The organism is Streptomyces sp. NPDC029159, from assembly GCF_055564055.1.
Window position 1 is genome coordinate 248,273 of sequence record NZ_JBVHWT010000008.1, and the last position, 17,444, is coordinate 265,716.

The 17,444-nt window shown below is 74.6% G+C and carries 13 protein-coding genes and 1 other RNA gene; 4 read left to right on the forward strand and 10 right to left on the reverse strand.

Annotation, left to right across the window (positions count from 1 at the left end; translation table 11 throughout):
* The first annotated feature begins 17 nt into the window (after nucleotides 1-17).
* Entirely contained in the window at nucleotides 18-1,352 is a 1,335-nt protein-coding gene (locus ACZ4U4_RS18450) for an MFS transporter (protein WP_467875222.1), read from the forward strand.
* Nucleotides 1,353-1,384: 32 nt separating this feature from the next.
* Here ACZ4U4_RS18450 and ssrA read toward each other — a convergent pair.
* The 5 genes from ssrA to ftsE form a co-directional block, all read right to left on the reverse strand.
* Nucleotides 1,385-1,754: a transfer-messenger RNA gene (ssrA, locus tag ACZ4U4_RS18455) on the reverse strand.
* A 158-nt stretch (nucleotides 1,755-1,912) separates the two neighbouring features.
* Nucleotides 1,913-2,413, reverse strand: a complete 501-nt coding sequence (smpB, locus tag ACZ4U4_RS18460) for an SsrA-binding protein SmpB (protein ID WP_467875106.1) — start codon at nucleotides 2,411-2,413, stop codon at nucleotides 1,913-1,915.
* Between the two features lie 18 nt (nucleotides 2,414-2,431).
* On the reverse strand, nucleotides 2,432-3,619 hold the full coding sequence (locus ACZ4U4_RS18465; RefSeq protein WP_467875109.1) for a S41 family peptidase: 1,188 nt from the start codon (nucleotides 3,617-3,619) through the stop codon (nucleotides 2,432-2,434).
* 78 nt (nucleotides 3,620-3,697) lie between these two features.
* Nucleotides 3,698-4,609, reverse strand: coding sequence for a permease-like cell division protein FtsX (ftsX, locus tag ACZ4U4_RS18470; RefSeq protein ID WP_467875111.1), 912 nt, complete (start codon nucleotides 4,607-4,609; stop codon nucleotides 3,698-3,700).
* Between the two features lie 32 nt (nucleotides 4,610-4,641).
* On the reverse strand, nucleotides 4,642-5,331 hold the full coding sequence (ftsE, locus tag ACZ4U4_RS18475) for a cell division ATP-binding protein FtsE (protein ID WP_030287586.1): 690 nt from the start codon (nucleotides 5,329-5,331) through the stop codon (nucleotides 4,642-4,644).
* A 251-nt stretch (nucleotides 5,332-5,582) separates the two neighbouring features.
* On the opposite strand from ftsE, the gene ACZ4U4_RS18480 reads away from it, so the two are divergent.
* The gene (locus ACZ4U4_RS18480; protein ID WP_467875114.1) at nucleotides 5,583-5,771 is read left to right on the forward strand and encodes a hypothetical protein; all 189 of its coding nucleotides are present in this window, start codon (nucleotides 5,583-5,585) and stop codon (nucleotides 5,769-5,771) included.
* Nucleotides 5,772-5,888: 117 nt separating this feature from the next.
* Here ACZ4U4_RS18480 and ACZ4U4_RS18485 read toward each other — a convergent pair whose 3' ends face one another.
* The 4 genes from ACZ4U4_RS18485 to ACZ4U4_RS18500 all read right to left on the reverse strand — a co-directional run bounded on the left by ACZ4U4_RS18485 (nucleotide 5,889) and on the right by ACZ4U4_RS18500 (nucleotide 11,433).
* Complete coding sequence (locus ACZ4U4_RS18485) at nucleotides 5,889-6,749, reverse strand: LPXTG cell wall anchor domain-containing protein (RefSeq protein WP_467875117.1); 861 nt, start codon at nucleotides 6,747-6,749, stop codon at nucleotides 5,889-5,891.
* 337 nt (nucleotides 6,750-7,086) lie between these two features.
* Nucleotides 7,087-8,205: a peptide chain release factor 2 gene (gene prfB / locus ACZ4U4_RS18490; RefSeq protein WP_467875120.1), complete on the reverse strand. Its 1,119-nt coding sequence runs from the start codon at nucleotides 8,203-8,205 to the stop codon at nucleotides 7,087-7,089.
* A 44-nt stretch (nucleotides 8,206-8,249) separates the two neighbouring features.
* Nucleotides 8,250-9,557, reverse strand: a complete 1,308-nt coding sequence (locus ACZ4U4_RS18495; RefSeq protein ID WP_467875123.1) for a serine/threonine-protein kinase — start codon at nucleotides 9,555-9,557, stop codon at nucleotides 8,250-8,252.
* 241 nt (nucleotides 9,558-9,798) lie between these two features.
* A complete protein-coding gene (locus tag ACZ4U4_RS18500) occupies nucleotides 9,799-11,433 on the reverse strand; it encodes a serine/threonine-protein kinase (protein ID WP_467875126.1) in 1,635 nt (544 codons plus the stop codon).
* Nucleotides 11,434-11,926: 493 nt separating this feature from the next.
* Between ACZ4U4_RS18500 and ACZ4U4_RS18505 the strand changes: the two genes are divergently transcribed.
* Nucleotides 11,927-15,169, forward strand: a complete 3,243-nt coding sequence (locus ACZ4U4_RS18505; RefSeq protein ID WP_467875129.1) for an FtsK/SpoIIIE domain-containing protein — start codon at nucleotides 11,927-11,929, stop codon at nucleotides 15,167-15,169.
* Nucleotides 15,170-15,478: 309 nt separating this feature from the next.
* Entirely contained in the window at nucleotides 15,479-16,414 is a 936-nt protein-coding gene (locus ACZ4U4_RS18510; protein ID WP_467875132.1) for a class I SAM-dependent methyltransferase, read from the forward strand.
* 81 nt (nucleotides 16,415-16,495) lie between these two features.
* On the opposite strand, the gene ACZ4U4_RS18515 is transcribed toward ACZ4U4_RS18510, so the two are convergent.
* Nucleotides 16,496-17,185, reverse strand: a complete 690-nt coding sequence (locus ACZ4U4_RS18515; RefSeq protein WP_467875135.1) for a class I SAM-dependent methyltransferase — start codon at nucleotides 17,183-17,185, stop codon at nucleotides 16,496-16,498.
* Nucleotides 17,186-17,444: the final 259 nt, after the last annotated feature.

Genomic DNA, 17,444 nt, shown 5'->3' on the forward strand with positions numbered 1-17,444 from the left:
CGGTCCGTTGGCAGGTGTTGGACGCCCCGCGCGCGCCCGGCCACCGTGAAGGGGTGATCCTCTTCCTCGCCGCCCGCCCCGTGACCACCCGCCCCGCGCGCGCCCGACGGCCCTCCCCGCTCGCCCCCTACGCCCGGCTCTTCGCACGGCCCGGCGCCCGCGCCTTCACCGCCGCCGGGCTGCTGGCGCGGCTGCCGATGGGCATGCTGAACGTCAGCGCGCTGCTGATGATCGCCCGCATCCACGGCTCGTACGCGCTGGCCGGGGCGGTCACCGCCACCGCCCTCGCCGCCACCGCGGTCGTCGGGCCCTGGACCGCGCGGCTCGTCGACCGCCACGGCCAGGCCCGGGTCGCCGTCCCGGCCACCGCCCTCGCCGTCGCCGGGTCCCTCGCGCTGGTGCTGTGCGTCCGGGGCGGCGCCCCCGTCTGGACGCTCTTCCTCTGCACCGCGGCGACCGCCACCACCCCCAACACCGGCGGGATGGCCCGGGCCCGCTGGGCGCATCTGCTGCGCGACGACCCGGCCGCCCGGCACACCGCCCACTCCTTCGAACAGGCCGCGGACGAGCTCTGCTTCCTCCTCGGCCCGTTGCTGGCCACCCTGCTGTGCACCACGCTCTTCCCGGAGGCCGGCACCACCGTCGCCGCCACCCTGCTGCTCACCGGCACCCTGCTCTTCGCCGCACAGCGCCGCACCGAACCACCGGCCGCCGCGCCCGCCCCGTCCGGCGCCCGCCCGGCCCGCTCCCCGCTCCGTACGCCGGGCCTGCCGCCGCTGCTGGCGGTCTTCACCGCCACCGGCGCGGTCTTCGGCTCGATGGAGGTGGTCACCGTCGCCTACGCCGACGGGCACGGCGCGCGGTCCGCCGCCGGGGCGATGCTGGCGCTCCAGGCGGCCGGCTCCTGCGTGGCGGGGCTGGTGTGCGGGCTGCGGCCGCCCGCCGGAGACCCGCGCCGACGGCTGGTGGCCGCGCTCACCGCGATGGCCGCGCTGCTGACGGCGGTGCCGCTCGCCGCCGCCACCGGACGGCTGCCGCTCGTCGCCGGGGCGCTCCTCGTCGCCGGGATGGCCACCGCCCCCGCCATGATCGCCGGGATGGCGCTGCTGACCGCCCGGACCCCCGCGGAGCGGCTGAACGAGGGGATGACGCTGGCGGTGACGGCACTGCTCACCGGCATCGCGGCGGGCTCGGCGACCGGCGGCCGCACCGTGGATCTGCTGCCGCCCGGCGCCGCCGGTCCGTACGCCGTGCCCGTCGCGGCGGCGGCGCTCGCCCTGGCGGTGGCGCTGGTGACGCTGCAGCGCCCGGCACCGGCGCCTGCGGAGACGACTCAGGCCCCGGCGTCCTGACGGACATCCGGGGCCTGGGCCTCACATGGGAATTGTGGAGATGGCGGGAATCGAACCCGCGTCCAACGGTGCGGAATCAGGGCTTCTCCGAGTGCAGTCCGCTGCGATTTTCTCGGCCCCGGAGATCACGCGGACAAGTCTCCGACGGGCTCAGTCACTGTTTGATTTCCTTCTGAACCCCGTGACCGGGATCAGAAGTTTAGTTCCCTAGCTGATGCCAGGATCCGGGTCGGGAACAGCCCCGGGCTGACACTTCGCAAGTCGCTACTTAGGCAGCGAGGGCGAAGGAATCGCGCTTGGTGTTGGCGATTATTGGTTGCGACACGTGGTTAACGAGATCATTGCCGCTTCCTCGACTCGCTTCCCCTGCTTCGACATCCGCTGTCGAAACCGATCATCCCCATGTTGTTTTTTCAAAAGCACCGCGCCCCGCCCGACGGAAGCCGGACAGCGGCCACGGGGCCGCACACCCTCGCTGGGGTGCGTAGCCATCGTACGTGAACAACGCGCGACGGTGCCAGCGTATTCCGGGGCCGGCGGCGGGCGACCGGCCCGGGGCGTCAGCCGCGCTGGCGGCGGCGGGCCGCGGAGACCGCGCGCTCGGCCTCACGGCGGTCCTGCTGCTCACGGAGCGTCTGCCGCTTGTCGTACTCCTTCTTGCCCTTGGCGAGCGCGATCTCGACCTTCGCCCGGCCGTCCTTGTTGAAGTAGAGCGCCAGCGGCACGACCGTATGACCGGATTCCTGGCTCTTCGCGTCCAGCTTCTCGATCTCCGCGCGGTGCATCAGCAGCTTCCGCTTCCGGCGCGCCGCGTGGTTGGTCCAGGTGCCCTGTGCGTATTCGGGAATGTGCACGTTGTGCAGCCACGCCTCACCGCCGTCGATGTGAACGAAACCGTCGACGAGCGAGGCGCGACCCTGCCGGAGCGACTTCACCTCGGTACCGCTCAGCACCAGACCGCACTCATAGGTGTCCAGAATGTGGTAATCGTGGCGCGCTTTCTTGTGCTGCGCGACGAGCTTGCGCCCGGGATCCTTGTCCTTGCCTTTTTTCTTCACCATGGTGCCGCCATTTTCGCACTACGCCCCGGTGCCGAGGCCACTCAATACCGTGACGGCCCGCGCGGTCGCCCCGTCGTCGACGCTGAGGTCCGGTGTGATGCCGTGCCCGTCGACCGTCCGCCCGGCCGGGGTGCGGTAGTGGCCGACGGTCAGCTCCGCGACCGACCCGTCCGGCAGTGTGCTCGGCATCTGCACCGACCCCTTCCCGAAGGTCGGCGCGCCGACGACCACCGCCCGGCCCCGGTCCTGGAGCGCCCCGGCCAGCAGCTCGGCCGCGCTCATCGTGCCGCCGTCGACGATCACCACCAGCGGCACCCGGGTGTTCCCGCCGCCGCCCGCGTACAGCGCCCGCTGCCGACCGTGCACGTCGTACGTGGCGACCAGCCCGCCGTCGAGGAAGGCGGAGGCGGCGGCGGTGGCCTCGTCGACCAGGCCGCCGGTGTTGCCGCGCAGGTCCAGCAGGAGTCCGGCGCCCGGCGGTGCGGCGCGCACCGCGTCCCGGATCGCCGCGCCGCTGCCCTTCGTGAACGCCCCGACCCGGATCCGCACCGGGCCCGACGCCCCGGCCGGACGGTCCGTGGCGACGTCCTGGCTGCGCAGCTTGGCCCGGCGGACGGTGGCGGTCCAGGTCCGCTCACCGCGCTGGAACGCCAGCTTCACGGGCGTACCGGCGCGGCCCCGGCCGGCCGTGCCGTCGCCGCGCAGCAGGGCCACCACCTCGGTGACCGGGCGGCCCCGGACCGGGCGGCCGTCGACCGCCAGCAGCCGGTCGCCCCGGGCGGTCCCGGCGCGGTCGGCGGGGCCGCCGGAGCGCACCCGCGAGACCTCCATCCGGCCGCCGCGCGCCTGCCGCAGCCAGAGCCCGACGCCGACGTAGTCCCCGTCGAGCTGCCGCTGGAAGTCCTCGAACTCCCCGGCGGTGTAGATCGTCGACCAGCGGTCCCCGCTGCGGCTGACCACCTCGGCCGCCGCCTGCGCCCCCGACTTCCCGGCGGCCATCGCCTCGGCCGCCGCTCTCTCGACCGCCGCCCGGTCGGCCGTACGGGTGCCGGCCACGGCGGACGGCCGGGGGCGGGGGTGCGCGGTGTGGCCGGCGTGCCAGCTGCCCGCGGCGGCGCCGGTCGCCAGGACGGTCGCGAGAGTCAACGCCAGCGCCGTGCCGCGGCGGATGCGGCGGGGCCTGACGGACAGACACGGGCGCAACATGGCGGTGAGTCTAGGCGACACAAAGGCGCCGCACGGTGAGTTGACCGTACGGCGCCTGGTGTCAGGGGTGGCGGGATGTCACACCTTGAGGTACTTGCGCAAGGCGAAGAACGCGGCGAAGGCGGGCATCACCAGGCCGATGAGGAGGATCAGCGGGAGCACGGAAACGACCGAATCCCAGCCGATGAAGTCGACGACCTTGATCTTCTCCGCCAGCCAGTTGTTGATCAGGGCGTACTTGCCGCCGACGATCAGCACACAGGCGAACGCGGCACCGATCAGGCCCGCGATGGCCGCCTCCATGATGAAGGGCATCTGGATGTAGAAGCTGGAGGCGCCGACCAGCCGCATGATGCCGGTCTCCCGGCGGCGGCTGAACGCCGACACCCGCACGGTGTTGACGATCAGCAGCAGCGCGACGACCAGCATCAGACCCATGACGCAGAGCGCCGCGATCCGCATACCGTCGAGGAGGTTGAACAGCGGCTCGACGGTGTCGCGTTGGTCCTGGACCTCCTGGACACCGGGCCGCTCGGAGAACGCCGACTTGATGACCTCGTACTTCGTCGGGTCCTTCAGCTTGACCCGGAAGGACTCCGGCAGCTGGTCGGGCGTCACCAGACCGGCGACGGGCGTGTCGCCGAACTGCTCCTTGTAGTGCTTGTACGCCTGGTCGCTGGACTCGTAGAGGACCGGCTTCTGCACGATCGGCAGCCGCTCCAGGTCCGCTTTGATCTCCGCCTTCTGCTGCTCGGTCGCGGCACCCTTGGCGCAGTTGGCGCCGGAGGTGTCGTTCTTGTTGCAGAAGAAGATGGAGACGTTGACCTTGTCGTACCAGTAGCCCTTCATGGTGTCGACCTGGTCGCTCATCAGGAGCGAGGCGCCGAACAGGCCGAGCGAGAGGGCTACGGAGACGATGACGGCGAAGGTCATCGTGAGGTTTCGGCGGAGACCGACGCCGATCTCCGACAGGACGAACTGGGCGCGCATGGCGTCCTTTCAGTACTGGGGGCCGTACACGCTTAGTGCTGGTAGCCGTACACGCCGCGCGACTGGTCGCGTACGAGCCGGCCCTTTTCGAGTTCCATGACCCGCTTACGCATCTGGTCGACGATCTGCTGATCGTGGGTGGCCATGACCACCGTCGTACCGGTCCGGTTGATCCGGTCCAGCAGCTTCATGATGCCGACGGAGGTCTGCGGGTCGAGGTTGCCGGTCGGCTCGTCCGCGATGAGGAGCATGGGGCGGTTGACGAAGGCCCGCGCGATGGCGACACGCTGCTGCTCACCACCGGACAGCTCGCCCGGCATGCGGTCCTCCTTGCCGCCCAGACCGACGAGTTCGAGGACTTCGGGGACCGTCTTGCGGATCTGGCCGCGCGGCTTGCCGATGACCTCCAGGGCGAAGGCGACGTTCTGGCCGACCGTCTTGTTGGGGAGGAGCCGGAAGTCCTGGAAGACGGTGCCCAACTGGCGGCGCATCTGCGGCACCTTCCAGTTGGACAGCTTCGCGAGGTCCTTCCCCAGTACGTGCACGGCACCGTGGCTGGCGCGCTCCTCGCGCAACAGCAGCCGCAGGAAGGTGGACTTACCGGAGCCCGAGGAGCCCACCAGGAAGACGAACTCGCCACGCTCGATCTCCAGGGAGACATCCCTGAGTGCGGGGCGGTTCTGCTTCGGGTAAGTCTTGGAGACGTTGTCGAATCGGATCACAGATGCACCACGGTCGACCTGGGTAGGGGCACGGGTTGCCGGGTTGCGGCTCCCGTCGGTGTGCGTGACCCTACGCGAACCTCTTTCGGCGGCGTAGTCAGCATCCGGGGATGGTGCGTTTGCTCACGACCGCTACGGGACAAAACCAGTCCATTCCGGCGGGACGCGCCGTTCGGCGACCGAGCTGGCACAGTGGTGGAGGGAACACTCACGCCCCCGGGAACGTTGGGGCGGAGGAAGAAGGAGGTCGCATGACGTACGACCGATTGGTGTGCGCCAACTGCGCGGCCCCTGTGAACGAGGGCCGCTGCCCCGTGTGCCGCGCCAGCCGCGAGCGGCTCCAGCAGCAGAGCCTGTTCGCCCAGGTCAACCCGGCACTGCTGGTGGCGCTGCTGGTGGCCGTGATCGCGGTGGGGCTGCTGCTGCACCAGGCCGTCTGAGCCGGCGGGGTGCGCGCGCCCGGAGCGCGGTGACGCGGGGTGAGGTGTCCGATACGGCCCGAGGGCCCGGTGCGCGGTGGCGCTCCGGGCCCTCGGTCGTGGTGCGTCGGATCGGCGTCAGGCCGCGGCCGCGCCGCCACCGTTCTTGTTGATCAGGCGGGGCATCAGGCGGAAGCCGATACCACCGGCGATCATCGTCGCGGCGCCCACGAGCAGGAAGGTGGTGCCGGAGGCACCGGTCTCGGCCAGCTCGCCGCCCTTGGGCTGCTGCTTGGCCGGGCCGGGGGTGTCCCCGATCTGCTCGTTGGCCTGGCCGGGCTGCTCGATCGGCTTGCTGCCGGCGTTGTCGGTGCCGGTGCCGTCGCCGCCGGTGGAACCGCCGGTGCCGTGACCACCGGTCGAGCCACCGTCGCCGTGACCACCGGTGCTACCACCGTTGCCGTGACCACCGGTCGACCCACCGTTGCCGTGACCACCGGTGGAGCCGCCGTTGTCGTGGCCGCCGTTGGAGCCACCGTTGTCGTGACCACCGTTGGAGCCGCCGTCGGTCGTACCGCCATCGGTCGTGCCGCCGTCAGTGGTGCCGCCATCGGTCGTACCACCGTCCGTGGTGCCACCGTCGGTCGTACCGCCATCGGTCGTGCCGCCGTCGGTCGTACCACCGTCAGTGGAGCCGCCGTCGCTGCCGCCGTCGGTACCGGCAATGGAGCCGCCGTCGGTGCCCGCGATGGAGCCGCCGGTGGAGCCGCCGTCGTCGTCGCCACCGGTGGAGCCGCCGTTGTCACCGCCGCCACTGCTGGTGTCGTGGCACCACCAGTCCAGCGGGTCCCAGGTCTTGCAGTGCTCGGTGCGGCCACCGCCGCTGTCACCCGCGGGCGTCGCCGCGGAGGCGGCGCCGGCGGCGGTGAGCGACGCACCGGCCGCGATCACCGCACCGGCCGCAATACGCGCTACGCGCAGCCGCGTCTTCTTGGTCATATGTCTGCTACCCCCAGTAGCTGAACTCGTTATGGAGCATCGCTGTACGGGGGCGCGGACCGGGGCACACGCGAATCCTGGCGCCGCCTCGGCGGGCCCGTCGCTCCCCGTTCGACGCACGCCCCGGACAGACGTATGCCGATCCCAGCCTTTCGGCTTCTCCCGGCATCGTCAAGGTCGAATAAAGCTCTGACGCCCGAAAGAGTAGGAATTGGGCGTTACGTAGACGTACGACTGTGACCTAACCCGGAAAGCAGAAACAACTGCCCTCCGGAGAGGAGCAGTTGTTTCTGTGTCGGAAAGACGCGGAGCGGTGGCGGCAGCGGGGCGCGGAGCCCTACTTCCCGGCCTCCTGCTCCTGCTGCTTGCGCCAGCGGATGCCCGCTTCGAGGAAGCCGTCGATGTCGCCGTCGAGGACCGCCGTCGGGTTGCCGACCTCGAACTCCGTCCGCAGGTCCTTGACCATCTGGTACGGGTGCAGGACGTACGAACGCATCTGGTTGCCCCAGGAGTTGCCGCCGTCGCCCTTGAGCGCGTCCATCTTCGCCTGCTCCTCCTGGCGGCGGCGCTCGAGGAGCTTCGCCTGGAGGACGTTCATCGCGGTCGCCTTGTTCTGGATCTGCGAGCGCTCGTTCTGGCAGGAGACGACGATGCCGGTGGGGATGTGCGTCAGACGGACCGCGGAGTCCGTGGTGTTGACGCCCTGGCCGCCGGGGCCGGAGGAGCGGTAGACGTCGACCCGCAGCTCGGACTCGTCGATCTCGATGTGGTCGGTCTGCTCGACGACCGGCAGCACCTCGACGCCGGCGAACGACGTCTGGCGGCGGCCCTGGTTGTCGAACGGCGAGATGCGCACCAGGCGGTGGGTGCCCTGCTCGACCGAGAGGGTGCCGTAGGCGTACGGCACGTTGACGGCGAAGGTGGTCGACTTGATGCCGGCCTCTTCGGCGTACGAGGTCTCGTACAGCTCGGTCTTGTAGCCGTGGCGCTCGGCCCAGCGCAGATACATCCGCTGGAGCTTCTCGGCGAAGTCCGCGGCGTCGACGCCGCCGGCCTCGGCGCGGATGTTGACGACGGCCTCACGGGAGTCGTACTCGCCGGAGAGCAGGGTGCGGACCTCCAGCTCGTCGACCGCCTTGCGGACGGCGGTCAGCTCGCTCTCGGCCTCGGCGCGGGTGTCCTCGTCGCCCTCGTCCTCGGCCAGCTCGAAGAGGACCTCCAGGTCGTCGACGCGGCCGCGCAGCTCCTCGGCGCGACGCAGCTGGCCCTGGAGGTACGAGAGCCGGCTGGTGATCTTCTGCGCACTCTCCGGGTCGTCCCACAGGGACGGGGCCGCGGCCTGCTCCTCGAGCACGGCGATATCGGCCCTCATCTTGTCGAGGTCCAGGACGGCCTCGATCGACCCCATGGTCGAGGAGAGGGACTTCAGCTCTTCGGAAACATCGACGACTGCCACGCACCCAGCCTAACGGCTGCCGCCGACACTGTGCCCCGGCCCCGTCAGGGAGCCGCGGGATCGGGCTGCTCGACGCCGGGCCCCGCATCGCCCGGATCGCCGTCGCCCGAGGCCAGCCAGGTGCCCAGACCCACCGCGGCGACCAGCGCGGCGGCCGCGGCGCCGAGCCGGATCCGGCGGCGGCGCACCGCCTCCGGTGACGAGCGGTGACGGGCCGACCCCGCACGGCGCTCGCCCGCCGCCCGGGGCGCCCGGGCGGTGCCGTGCGCCCCGCCGGCCAGCTCGTCCGGGCCGGGGACCCGCATGCTGGTGTGCGTCTCGCGGTTCGAGTCGGGCACGGCGCCCTGGACGAGCGCGACGGAGCCGCGCACCGGGGCGGGCTCGCCGGTGGCGGCCGGTGCGGCGTCGGCACCCTCGGGGGCGGGCTCCTCCTCGGCGGCGCCGTCCCGGCCCTCCTCGCCCTCCGGCTCGTCGATGTCGAGCGGCGGCATCCCGGCGAGGCCCGGCAGCAGCTCGCGCAGCCGGGCGGCCAGCTCGGGGGCGCGCAGCCGGGAGGCGGGCGCCTTGGCGAGGCACTGCAGGAGCAGCTGCCACAGCTCGTCCGGGATGCCGGGCAGCGGCGCCACCCGCTCGGTGACATGGCGGCGCAGCACGGCGCCGGGGTGTCCGCCGCCGAACGGTGTGAACCCGGCCAGCAGCTCGTACAGGACGGTGGCCAGCGCGTAGACGTCGACGGAGGCGCGTGGCGGGAGGCCCTCGATGATCTCGGGGGCGAGGTAGTCGGGGGTGCCGATGACCTTGGCCGAGCGGAGCGTGGCGGCGCCGGAGCCGGAGGCGGGCTGCGGCAGGCGGCGCGGGGAGTCGACGAGGCGGGCGATGCCGAAGTCGGTCAGCAGCGCGGGGTGCGCGCCACCGGGGCCGAGGGGGCCCTGCATGTCCAGGAGGACGTTCTCCGGCTTGACGTCGCGGTGGACGATCCGGGCGGCGTGCGCGGCGGCGAGGGCGTCGGCGACGTCGGCGGCGATGGCGACGGCGGCCTCCGGGGCGAGGCGCCGCTCGCGCTCCAGCCGGGTGCGCAGGTCCGTGCCGCGGACCAGGTCCATGACCAGGGCCAGGTCGTTGCCGTCGACGACCAGGTCGCGTACGCCGACGACCCGCGGGTGGTCCAGGCTGAGCAGCGCCGCCCGCTCCTGGACGAAGCGGCCGACCAGCTCCTGGTCGGCGGCGAGGTCCTCACGCAACAGCTTGATGGCCACGGCCCCTTCGGGGCCCTCGCCCAGCCATACCGTGCCCGCACTGCCGCGCCCCAGGATCTGGTGGGCGGTGTACCGGCTGCCGATCTTCCGTGCCAAGACTGCTCCGACGTGTCGGGCCCCCGAGCGTCCTGCGGGGGCTGAGGTTGACGACAAAGCTACGCGGGCGGCGGGGCGTTCCGGGCCCGGGACGGCGGCAACCTTCCGTTCTGGGGGAGAAATCACCGCTGGAAGTCGACAAATCCACTGGCTGACCCGGGGTACGGCGCCCGGGGCGGCCGTCGCGGACAGCACGGTGCCCCGGGTGTGTCACCCGGGGCACACGGTCCGGTCGCCGCAGCTAGCTGAAGCTGCCGATGAAGTGCTTGACGTCGTGGAAGGTCGAGCCGATCCAGCTGAAGAAGCTCTCGGTGGTGCCGATCCACTCCTGGGGGATCATCTGCCAGATCAGCCAGCCGGCGACGACGAGGATCACGAGGGTGAACAGGCAGCCCTTGAGGCAGCCGAGGCCCGGGATCCGCATCGGGTTGGCGCTGCGGCGGCGCGGCTCCCGGGGCGGACGCGGCTCACGGGCCGGCGGGGGCTCCGGTTCGTAGCGCTGCGGCGGCGGCTCCTGGCGACGCTGCGGGGCCGGCGGGCGCTGCTGCTGCGGCTGCTGCTGCGGGGGCTGCTGCTGCGCGTACGGCGCCGGCTGCGGCGGGTACGGCTGCTGGTGCTGCGGCGGCTGCTGCGGGGCCGGGCGGCGCTGCGGGCGGCGGCGCAGCGGGTCCTCGCTCGGGTCGAGGTACTGGACCTGCGTCTGGTCGTTGCGGTCACGCGCGGCCCGCAGCTGGGACTCCCAGGGGTGCGGCCCGTCGGGCTCCTGGGGGCCGCCCGCGGGGGGCGCGCCGGGCATCGGGGGCACCGGCGGCATGGCGCGCGTGGGGGCGGGGCCGCCGGGGGCGCCGGTCGCGGGCAGCACGCTGGTGGCGGCGGCCGGGTCGACGGCGCCGGTGGGCAGCACCTGGGTGGGGTCCGCGTCGCCGCTGCCGCCTTCCGTGCCGGGGACCTGCGCCGGGGACGGGTCGGGGGCGAGCAGCGCGGCGACGCCGAGCGCCGCCCCGGCCTGCTCCGGGGTGGCGTGCGCGCCGACACCGGCGGCGACGGTGCGCAGCGCACGCGCGAGGTTCTCGGCGCTCGGCCGCTCCTCGGGGCGCTTGCGCAGACAGCGCTCGATGACCGTCCACAGGGGCTCGGGGACGGATCCGGGGCGCTGCGGCTCCTCGCTGAGGTGGCGGTGGAGCACCTCCAGGGCGGTCGCCCCGGCGAACGGCGGGCGGCCGGTGACCAGTTCGTAGAGGAGGATGCCGGCGCCGTAGATGTCGACGGCGGAGGTCTGCGGGCGGCCCTCGGCGGACTCCGGGGCGACGTAGGCGGGGGTGCCGACGAACTCGTGGGTGCGGGTCAGGCCCGGGGAGTCGGCGAGGCGGGCGATGCCGAAGTCGGTCAGCATCGGGTGCATCTCGCCGTCGCCGTCGGACCCGGAGAGCAGGACGTTGGCGGGCTTGAGGTCGCGGTGGACGACGCCGTCGGCGTGGCTGGCGGCGAGGGCGTCGGCGATCTGCGCGGTGAGCAAGGAGGCGGCCACCGGGCTGAGCGGGCCGTTGTCCCGGAGGTAACGGTGCAGGTCGGGGCCCTCGACGAGGTCCATGACCAGGGCCAGCAGATCGCCTTCGACCACGAGGTCGCGGGTGCGGACGATGTTGGGGTGGGTCAGGCGCAGCAGGACGGAGCGCTCGCGCAGGAAGCGCATCACCACGTCCGCGTCGTTCGCCAGCTCCTCCTTGAGGACCTTGATCGCGACCGTCTCGCCGGGCTCACCGGCGACGGCCGCCTCGGCGCCCGCCGTCTCCCTCTGGCGCGCACGCCAGACAGTGCCCGTGGCGCCGCGTCCGAGCGGCTCGTCGAGCAGGTATTTGCTGCCTACCGGCCGCACGTGATGCGCTCCCTGGTCGGTGATCAACTGTTGCCGGTCCGCTGGGTCGTCCGCGGCCCGTCGCCCCACTGTAGTTGCCGCCGCTCCCGCGGTCCGCGTTGCGCTGCCGCGTCGCCCGTGGCGGGCCGGTCATCGTGGTGGCTCGTGGGAAGACGCGAGCCGGGGGCGGATGGTTGCGCGGCGGCTGCGGGGCGTCCGCGCCGCGGCGGGGGCGGTTTTCGGCCGGACCGGGCGGGCAGGGGCGGGGCCGGGGTCCGCCGTCATCCCCCGCCCGCACGGCGTCACGGGCGCGCCGAGCAAGATCATTGCGCCCCGGTCGGCGGACGGGATGTCGGTGGCAGGTGCGAGGATGCACCCAGCACACGTGCCGTGGGAGGACGTTCCCACCCGCGGCGTGACAGGTGGGACTTCTACGAGCCGATGCGCTCGGGCGTGGTGGGGGGTTGAGCGGACCCGCCGCCGAACTCCCCGGGCAGAAGGGACCGTTGACGGCATGCAGATCCGGCTGACCGTCCTGGGGCCGCGCGGCGGCCACCCCGCGCGCGCCTGTGACGTGCTCGTGACGGCCCCCGGCGGGACCGCGCTCGCGGCGGTGGCCACCTCGCTCGCGGCGGCGGTCGCCGGGCCCGGCGCGGACGCCGGCGGCCCGGTCGTGCTGTACGCCGGGGCCGAGCGGCTCGACCCGCAGCGGGCGGCGCTCGGCGAGCCGCCGCTGATCGACGGCGCGGTCCTCTCCCTCCAGTCCCCCGGCCCCGACCCCGCGCACGGCCTGCCGCACGGTCCGGCGCGGCTGCGGGTGGTCTCCGGGCCGGACGCGGGCGGTGTCCATCTGCTGCACGGCGGCCAGATCCGGGTCGGCCGCTCCGCCGACGCCGATGTGCCGCTGGACGACCCGGACGTCTCCCGGATGCACTGCGCGGTGACGGTCGAGCCGGACGGCTCCGTCTTCGTCGCCGATCTGCGCTCCACCAACGGCACGACCGTGGACGGCGCGGAGGTCACCGGCGGCCCCGCGCGGCTGGCCGCGGGCGCCCTGCTGCGCGTCGGCGAGTCGGCGCTGCTCCTCCAGCCGTCGGCCGCCGTCCCCGATCCGGCGCTGGCGACGACCCCGGACGGCGAGGGCCATCTGCGGCTGCGCCCGGGCTCCTCGTCCGGGCCCGCCGGTTCCGTCACGGGCGGGCAGGGTCCCGTTCTTCCCGGGGGCGGTACGGCGCCGACGGTGTACGGCCGGGGCGCGGGCACGCCCACCCAGGACGGCCACGGCGTCCCGGAGGTGTTCGTGCCCGGCAGCCGCCGCCCGGAGCCGGTGCCGCCCGCGGCGCCGGTACCGTCCGCCGAGGCCCCGACCGGGTACGGCTACGACGCGTACGGCGTGCGCCACCCCCACGGCTCGGCGCCCGAGGACGGCGCGGAGCGGTCCCGGCAGCGGCGGGACACCCCGCTGCACGGCACCCGCCCGGACGCCTTCGGCCCGTCGGACGCCACCTCGTCCGGGGAGGGCACGCACGGCGGGCAGCTGTCGCTGGCCCCGCCCGACGAGGCGGCGCGGCGGGCCGGGCGGCGCGGCGGGATCGGTGCCTGGGCGCGGCGGCTGGCCGGTGGCCGTCCGGCGGTGGACGGCCCGGAGGAGCCCGGCGCCGCGGAGCCGCCGACCGGCGCCGAGGCCGTGGCGGAGCCGGTGCCCGCGGAGCCCGGTGCGGCCGAGCGGTGGCCGGACGCCGCCGAGGTGCTGCTGACGGCGCTCGGTCCCGGGCCGCGCCTGTGGGAGCGGGAGCGGGACCATCCGGACGCGCTCTCCCTCCGCCTCGGGACGGCCTCCCGCGCCGGTGGCCGGGTGGCGGAGCCGGTCGCGGTGGAGCTGCGGCGGGCCGGTTCGCTGGGTCTTGCCGGGCCGCGGGAGCGGCTGGCCGGGCTGGCGCGTTCGGCCCTGGCCCAGCTGGCCGCGCTGCACGCCCCCGGCACCCTGGAGATCGTGCTGCTCAGCACGGACCGGGCGCGGACCGCCGAGGAGCGGGTCGCCGACTGGTCGTGGCTGGGCTGGCTGCCGCACGTCCGCCCGGCCCACGGCCAGGACTGCCGGCTGCTGCTGGCGTACGACCGGGAGCAGGCGGCGGCGCGCACGGCGGAGCTGGTGCGGCGGCTGGACGACGGGCCGCTGGGGCCGGGCTGGGCGAGCGCCGAGCGGGCGGAGATCGCCGCGGCGGCCGCCCAGCACCAGGGGCCGTTCACCGTGGTGCTGGTCGACGGCGATCTCGGGTCGTCGGCGCTGCGGGAGACCGCGGCGCGGCTGGCGGCCGGGGGTCCGGCGGCCGGTATCCATCTGCTGTGTCTGGCCGAGACGCCCGCGGCGTCCCCGGCGTTCCCGCTGGCCGCGACGTACGAGGCGGCCCGGGTGGCGTCGCCCGCGTTCGGGGAGTGCGGGGCGGTCGCGGTGCTCAGCGGCGATGTGGCGACGGCGCTGCGGGTGGTCCAGCCCGGTTCGGGGCCCAACGGCACGGTCGCCGCGCTGGACGCGGTCTCCGGCGCCTGGGCGGAGCGGTTCGCACGGGCGCTGGCGCCGCTGCGCGAGACCGATGCGGCGGCCGGCGACCGGGCGGCGCCCCGGGTGGCGGCGCCGCTGCCCGAGTCCTCCCGGCTGCTGGACGAGTTGGGGCTGGCCCGCGCCACCCCGGCGTCGCTGCTGGCCCGGTGGGCGGCGGCGCTCGACGGCGGGGCGTCCGGGGCGGCGGCGGTGCTCGGCGCCGGGCCGCACGGTCCGCTCGCCGCCGATCCCGCCGCCGACGGCAGCCCGCTGCTGCTCGAAGGCGCGCCGGGCACCGGCAAGACGGAGCTGCTGCGGTCGCTGGCCGCCTCGCTGGCCGCCGCCGACCGGCCCGATCTGCTGTCGTTGGTGCTGGTGGACGGCGGCGGCACCGAGCGCGGCGAGGGGCTGCGGCTCTGCACCGAGCTGCCGCACGTCACCACGTATCTGGCGGCGTCGGACCCGGTGCGGATGCGGGAGTTCGCGCAGGCGCTGTCGTCGGAGCTGAAGCGGCGTGCGGAGATCCTGGGCGGCACGCCGTTCGCCCAGTGGCGGGCGAAGCATCTGCCCGCCCCGCGGATCGTCGCGCAGCGCCGTACGCCCGAGGGCGCCGAGCCGGATCCGTCGAGCACCGGCACGCTGCGGCTGCGTTCGCGCGGCGGGGTGCCGTCCGGGGAGGCGGCGGCGTCGGACGCGGCGCCGATGCCCCGGCTGTTCGTGCTGGTCGACGACTTCGACGCGCTGGTCGCGCCCGCGCTGGGCAGTACGGGCCGCCCGGCGGCGGGTTCGGTGGTGCGGGCCCTGGAGGCGGTGGCGCGGGCCGGTGCGGAGCTGGGCGTCCATCTGATCGCCGCGACGGGCCATCCGGAGCGGACGGCGGAGACGGCGACCGGCGAACGGGCCGCGCTGCGGATCGTGTTGGGCGAGGCGGAGGATCCGTCGGAGCCGGTCCCGCCGGGCCGCGGGGTGCTGCACCGCACCCGCGACGGCTCGGCGACGCCGTTCCAGGCGGGCCGGGTGACCGGCCGGATACCGCGTACGGCCACGCTCCGCCCGACGGTCGTCCCCCTGGAGTGGTCCCGGATGGGCGATCCGCCGGCCCGCCGTCCGCTGCGCGAACTGGGCAACGGCCCCACGGACCTGGCCCTCCTGGCCAGCGCCCTGCAGCGCGCCGCCCAGTCCCTGGGGGCGGCGCAGGGCCCACCGCTGGTGTGAGGCGCGGGCGGGGCTCCGTCCCGCCCGCGCCCGGCCTGCCCGACAGGGGGTCCAACTCCCCTTTATTCCAGGGGAGTTGAAGAGCAACGGAGAGGCGTCGGGCGATCTCCCGGCCCCCGCCGCCCCCACGCGGCTTCGCCGCCCGGCAGGCCCTCACCCACCGGTTCCGTACGCCCCATTTTTCGCCACCTTCCGTTCACTTCGCGCCGCCTACGATGACGGCCGCGCCGCGGCGGCGGGTTCCTGGCAGCGCCGCGCGCCGCAGGCCGTAACGCCGTCGGAACCCCGACCGTCTGGAGACGGACGCCCATGACTGCACCCCTCGCGGACCACCGTGCACCGCTTCCTCGCCCCACCCGGCTCTCCGAGGTCAAGGGGTGGTTCTTCACCGCGGATCAGCTGCTCTTCGACTGGTTCCTCGCCCATCAGCGGGCCGCGGGGCACCGCGGTGACCTGCTCGAACTCGGCGCCTATCTGGGCAAGAGCGCGATCTTCCTGGGCGCGCGGCTCGGCGACGGCGAGCGGTTCACCGTCTGCGACCTGTTCGACTCGCCCGCCGCGGACGCCTCGAACACCAAGGAGATGGCGAAGTCCTACGCGACGCTGACCCGCCGCGCCTTCGAGGCCAACTACCTCGCCTTCCACGACACGCTGCCGGACATCGTCCAGGGCCTCAGCTCACGGGTGCGCGACCACGTCACGGCGGGCAGCGTCCGCTTCGCCCACATCGACGCCTCGCATCTGTACGAGCACGTCCACGGCGACATCCTGGCCGTCCGCGACCTGCTCACCGACACCGGCGTCGTGGTGCTGGACGACTTCCGCGCCGAGCACTGCCCGGGGGTGGCCGCGGCGACCTGGCAGGCGGTGACCAACGAGGGGCTGCACCCGGTGTGCATCACGGGCACCAAGTTCTACGGCACCTGGGGCGACCCGGAGCCGCTGCGGTCGGCGCTGCCGGCGTGGCTGGCCGGGCGGGACGGCGTCTGGCACGAGGTGCAGCAGGTCAACGGCGCGCCGCTGATCCGGATCAGCGCGAAGGACGCGCGGGAGCCGGCGCACCCGGCCTCCCGGTACCGCCCGGCCCCGGCAGCGCGGGGGACACGGGCGCCGGAGCACATACCTGGGTCCGGGCGGCGGGGCCCGGCGCGGGGCCCGTTGCGGCGGCTGGCGGCGGACTGGCTGCCGCCGGCCGTCACCCGGGCGCTGGTGGCGGCGCGGCGGGAGCGGGCGGCACGCCGCTGAGCGACCCGGCGCGCCCCTCGCCCGGCCCGGCGCGCGCGGCCGTCCGCGCGCCCCTCCGGGCCCGGGGTGCGCCCTGCGGACTCAGCCCGGCAGCCGCTCCATCGGCACCCGGGCGGCCAGGACGAACGCGTTGGCGCCCAGGACCTTCCCGGCGGGGCGGGGCAGCGGGAAGGAATAGGTGCGGCGGACCGAGAGGCCGGCGGATTCGGCGTAGGCGCGCAGCAGCGTGAAGTCGGTGAACCGTCCGGCGCCGCGGTGGCCGGCCTCCTGCGGGGTGATCAGCACGACGCCGCCGCCCGGCCGTACGTACGGCAGATAGGCCCGCAGCAGGCCCTCGACCTGTTCGTCGTCGAGGTGCTGGAGGACCTGTGCGGACAGCAGCGTGTCGAAGCCGCCGGGCCGGGCGTGGGCGCTGGTGAGGAAGGCGTCGGCGGTGTACGCGGTCAGGCCGCGGGCGCGGCAGATGTCGGCGGAGTGCGCGTCGTGGGCGATTCCTACGCTGCCCGGTGCGCACCCGGCCAGGGTGTCGCCGGTGCCGCAGCCGATGTCCAGCACCCGCCCGGCGCCGATGCGGCGCAGCGCCCGGCGGTAGGGCGCGCGCGGTGCCCGCAGCCAGGGCAGCAGCGGCCGTGGCGTGTCCTGTGCGCGGGACGGTGGGCCGGTGCGGACCGGCGGGGCGGCCTCCGCGGCGCGGCGGGAGGCCGGGGTCCGGCGGGCGGCGGGAGCGGTGGGGGCGGCGGGGGTTTCGGTCCGTCCGGGCATCCCGGGCATCGAGGTCACCTTTCCCTTCCCTGGGGACCCGGCGTGGGCCGGGCCCGCTACGGCATCGGCTCCGGTCTACGGCATCGCCCCGGACCACGGCGCACACCACGCCGACCGGGGGCGGGCGGTCCCCGGCACGGCGGCGTCGGGGGCCCGTGAGGCGGGAGCGCCCGGGCCCGGCCGGACGCGGCGGCGCCCGCGTCCCCCGGGCACACCTCGCACCGCCGGGAACCGGCCCGGGGCGCCCCTCGTACCGCCGGGCCCTCGC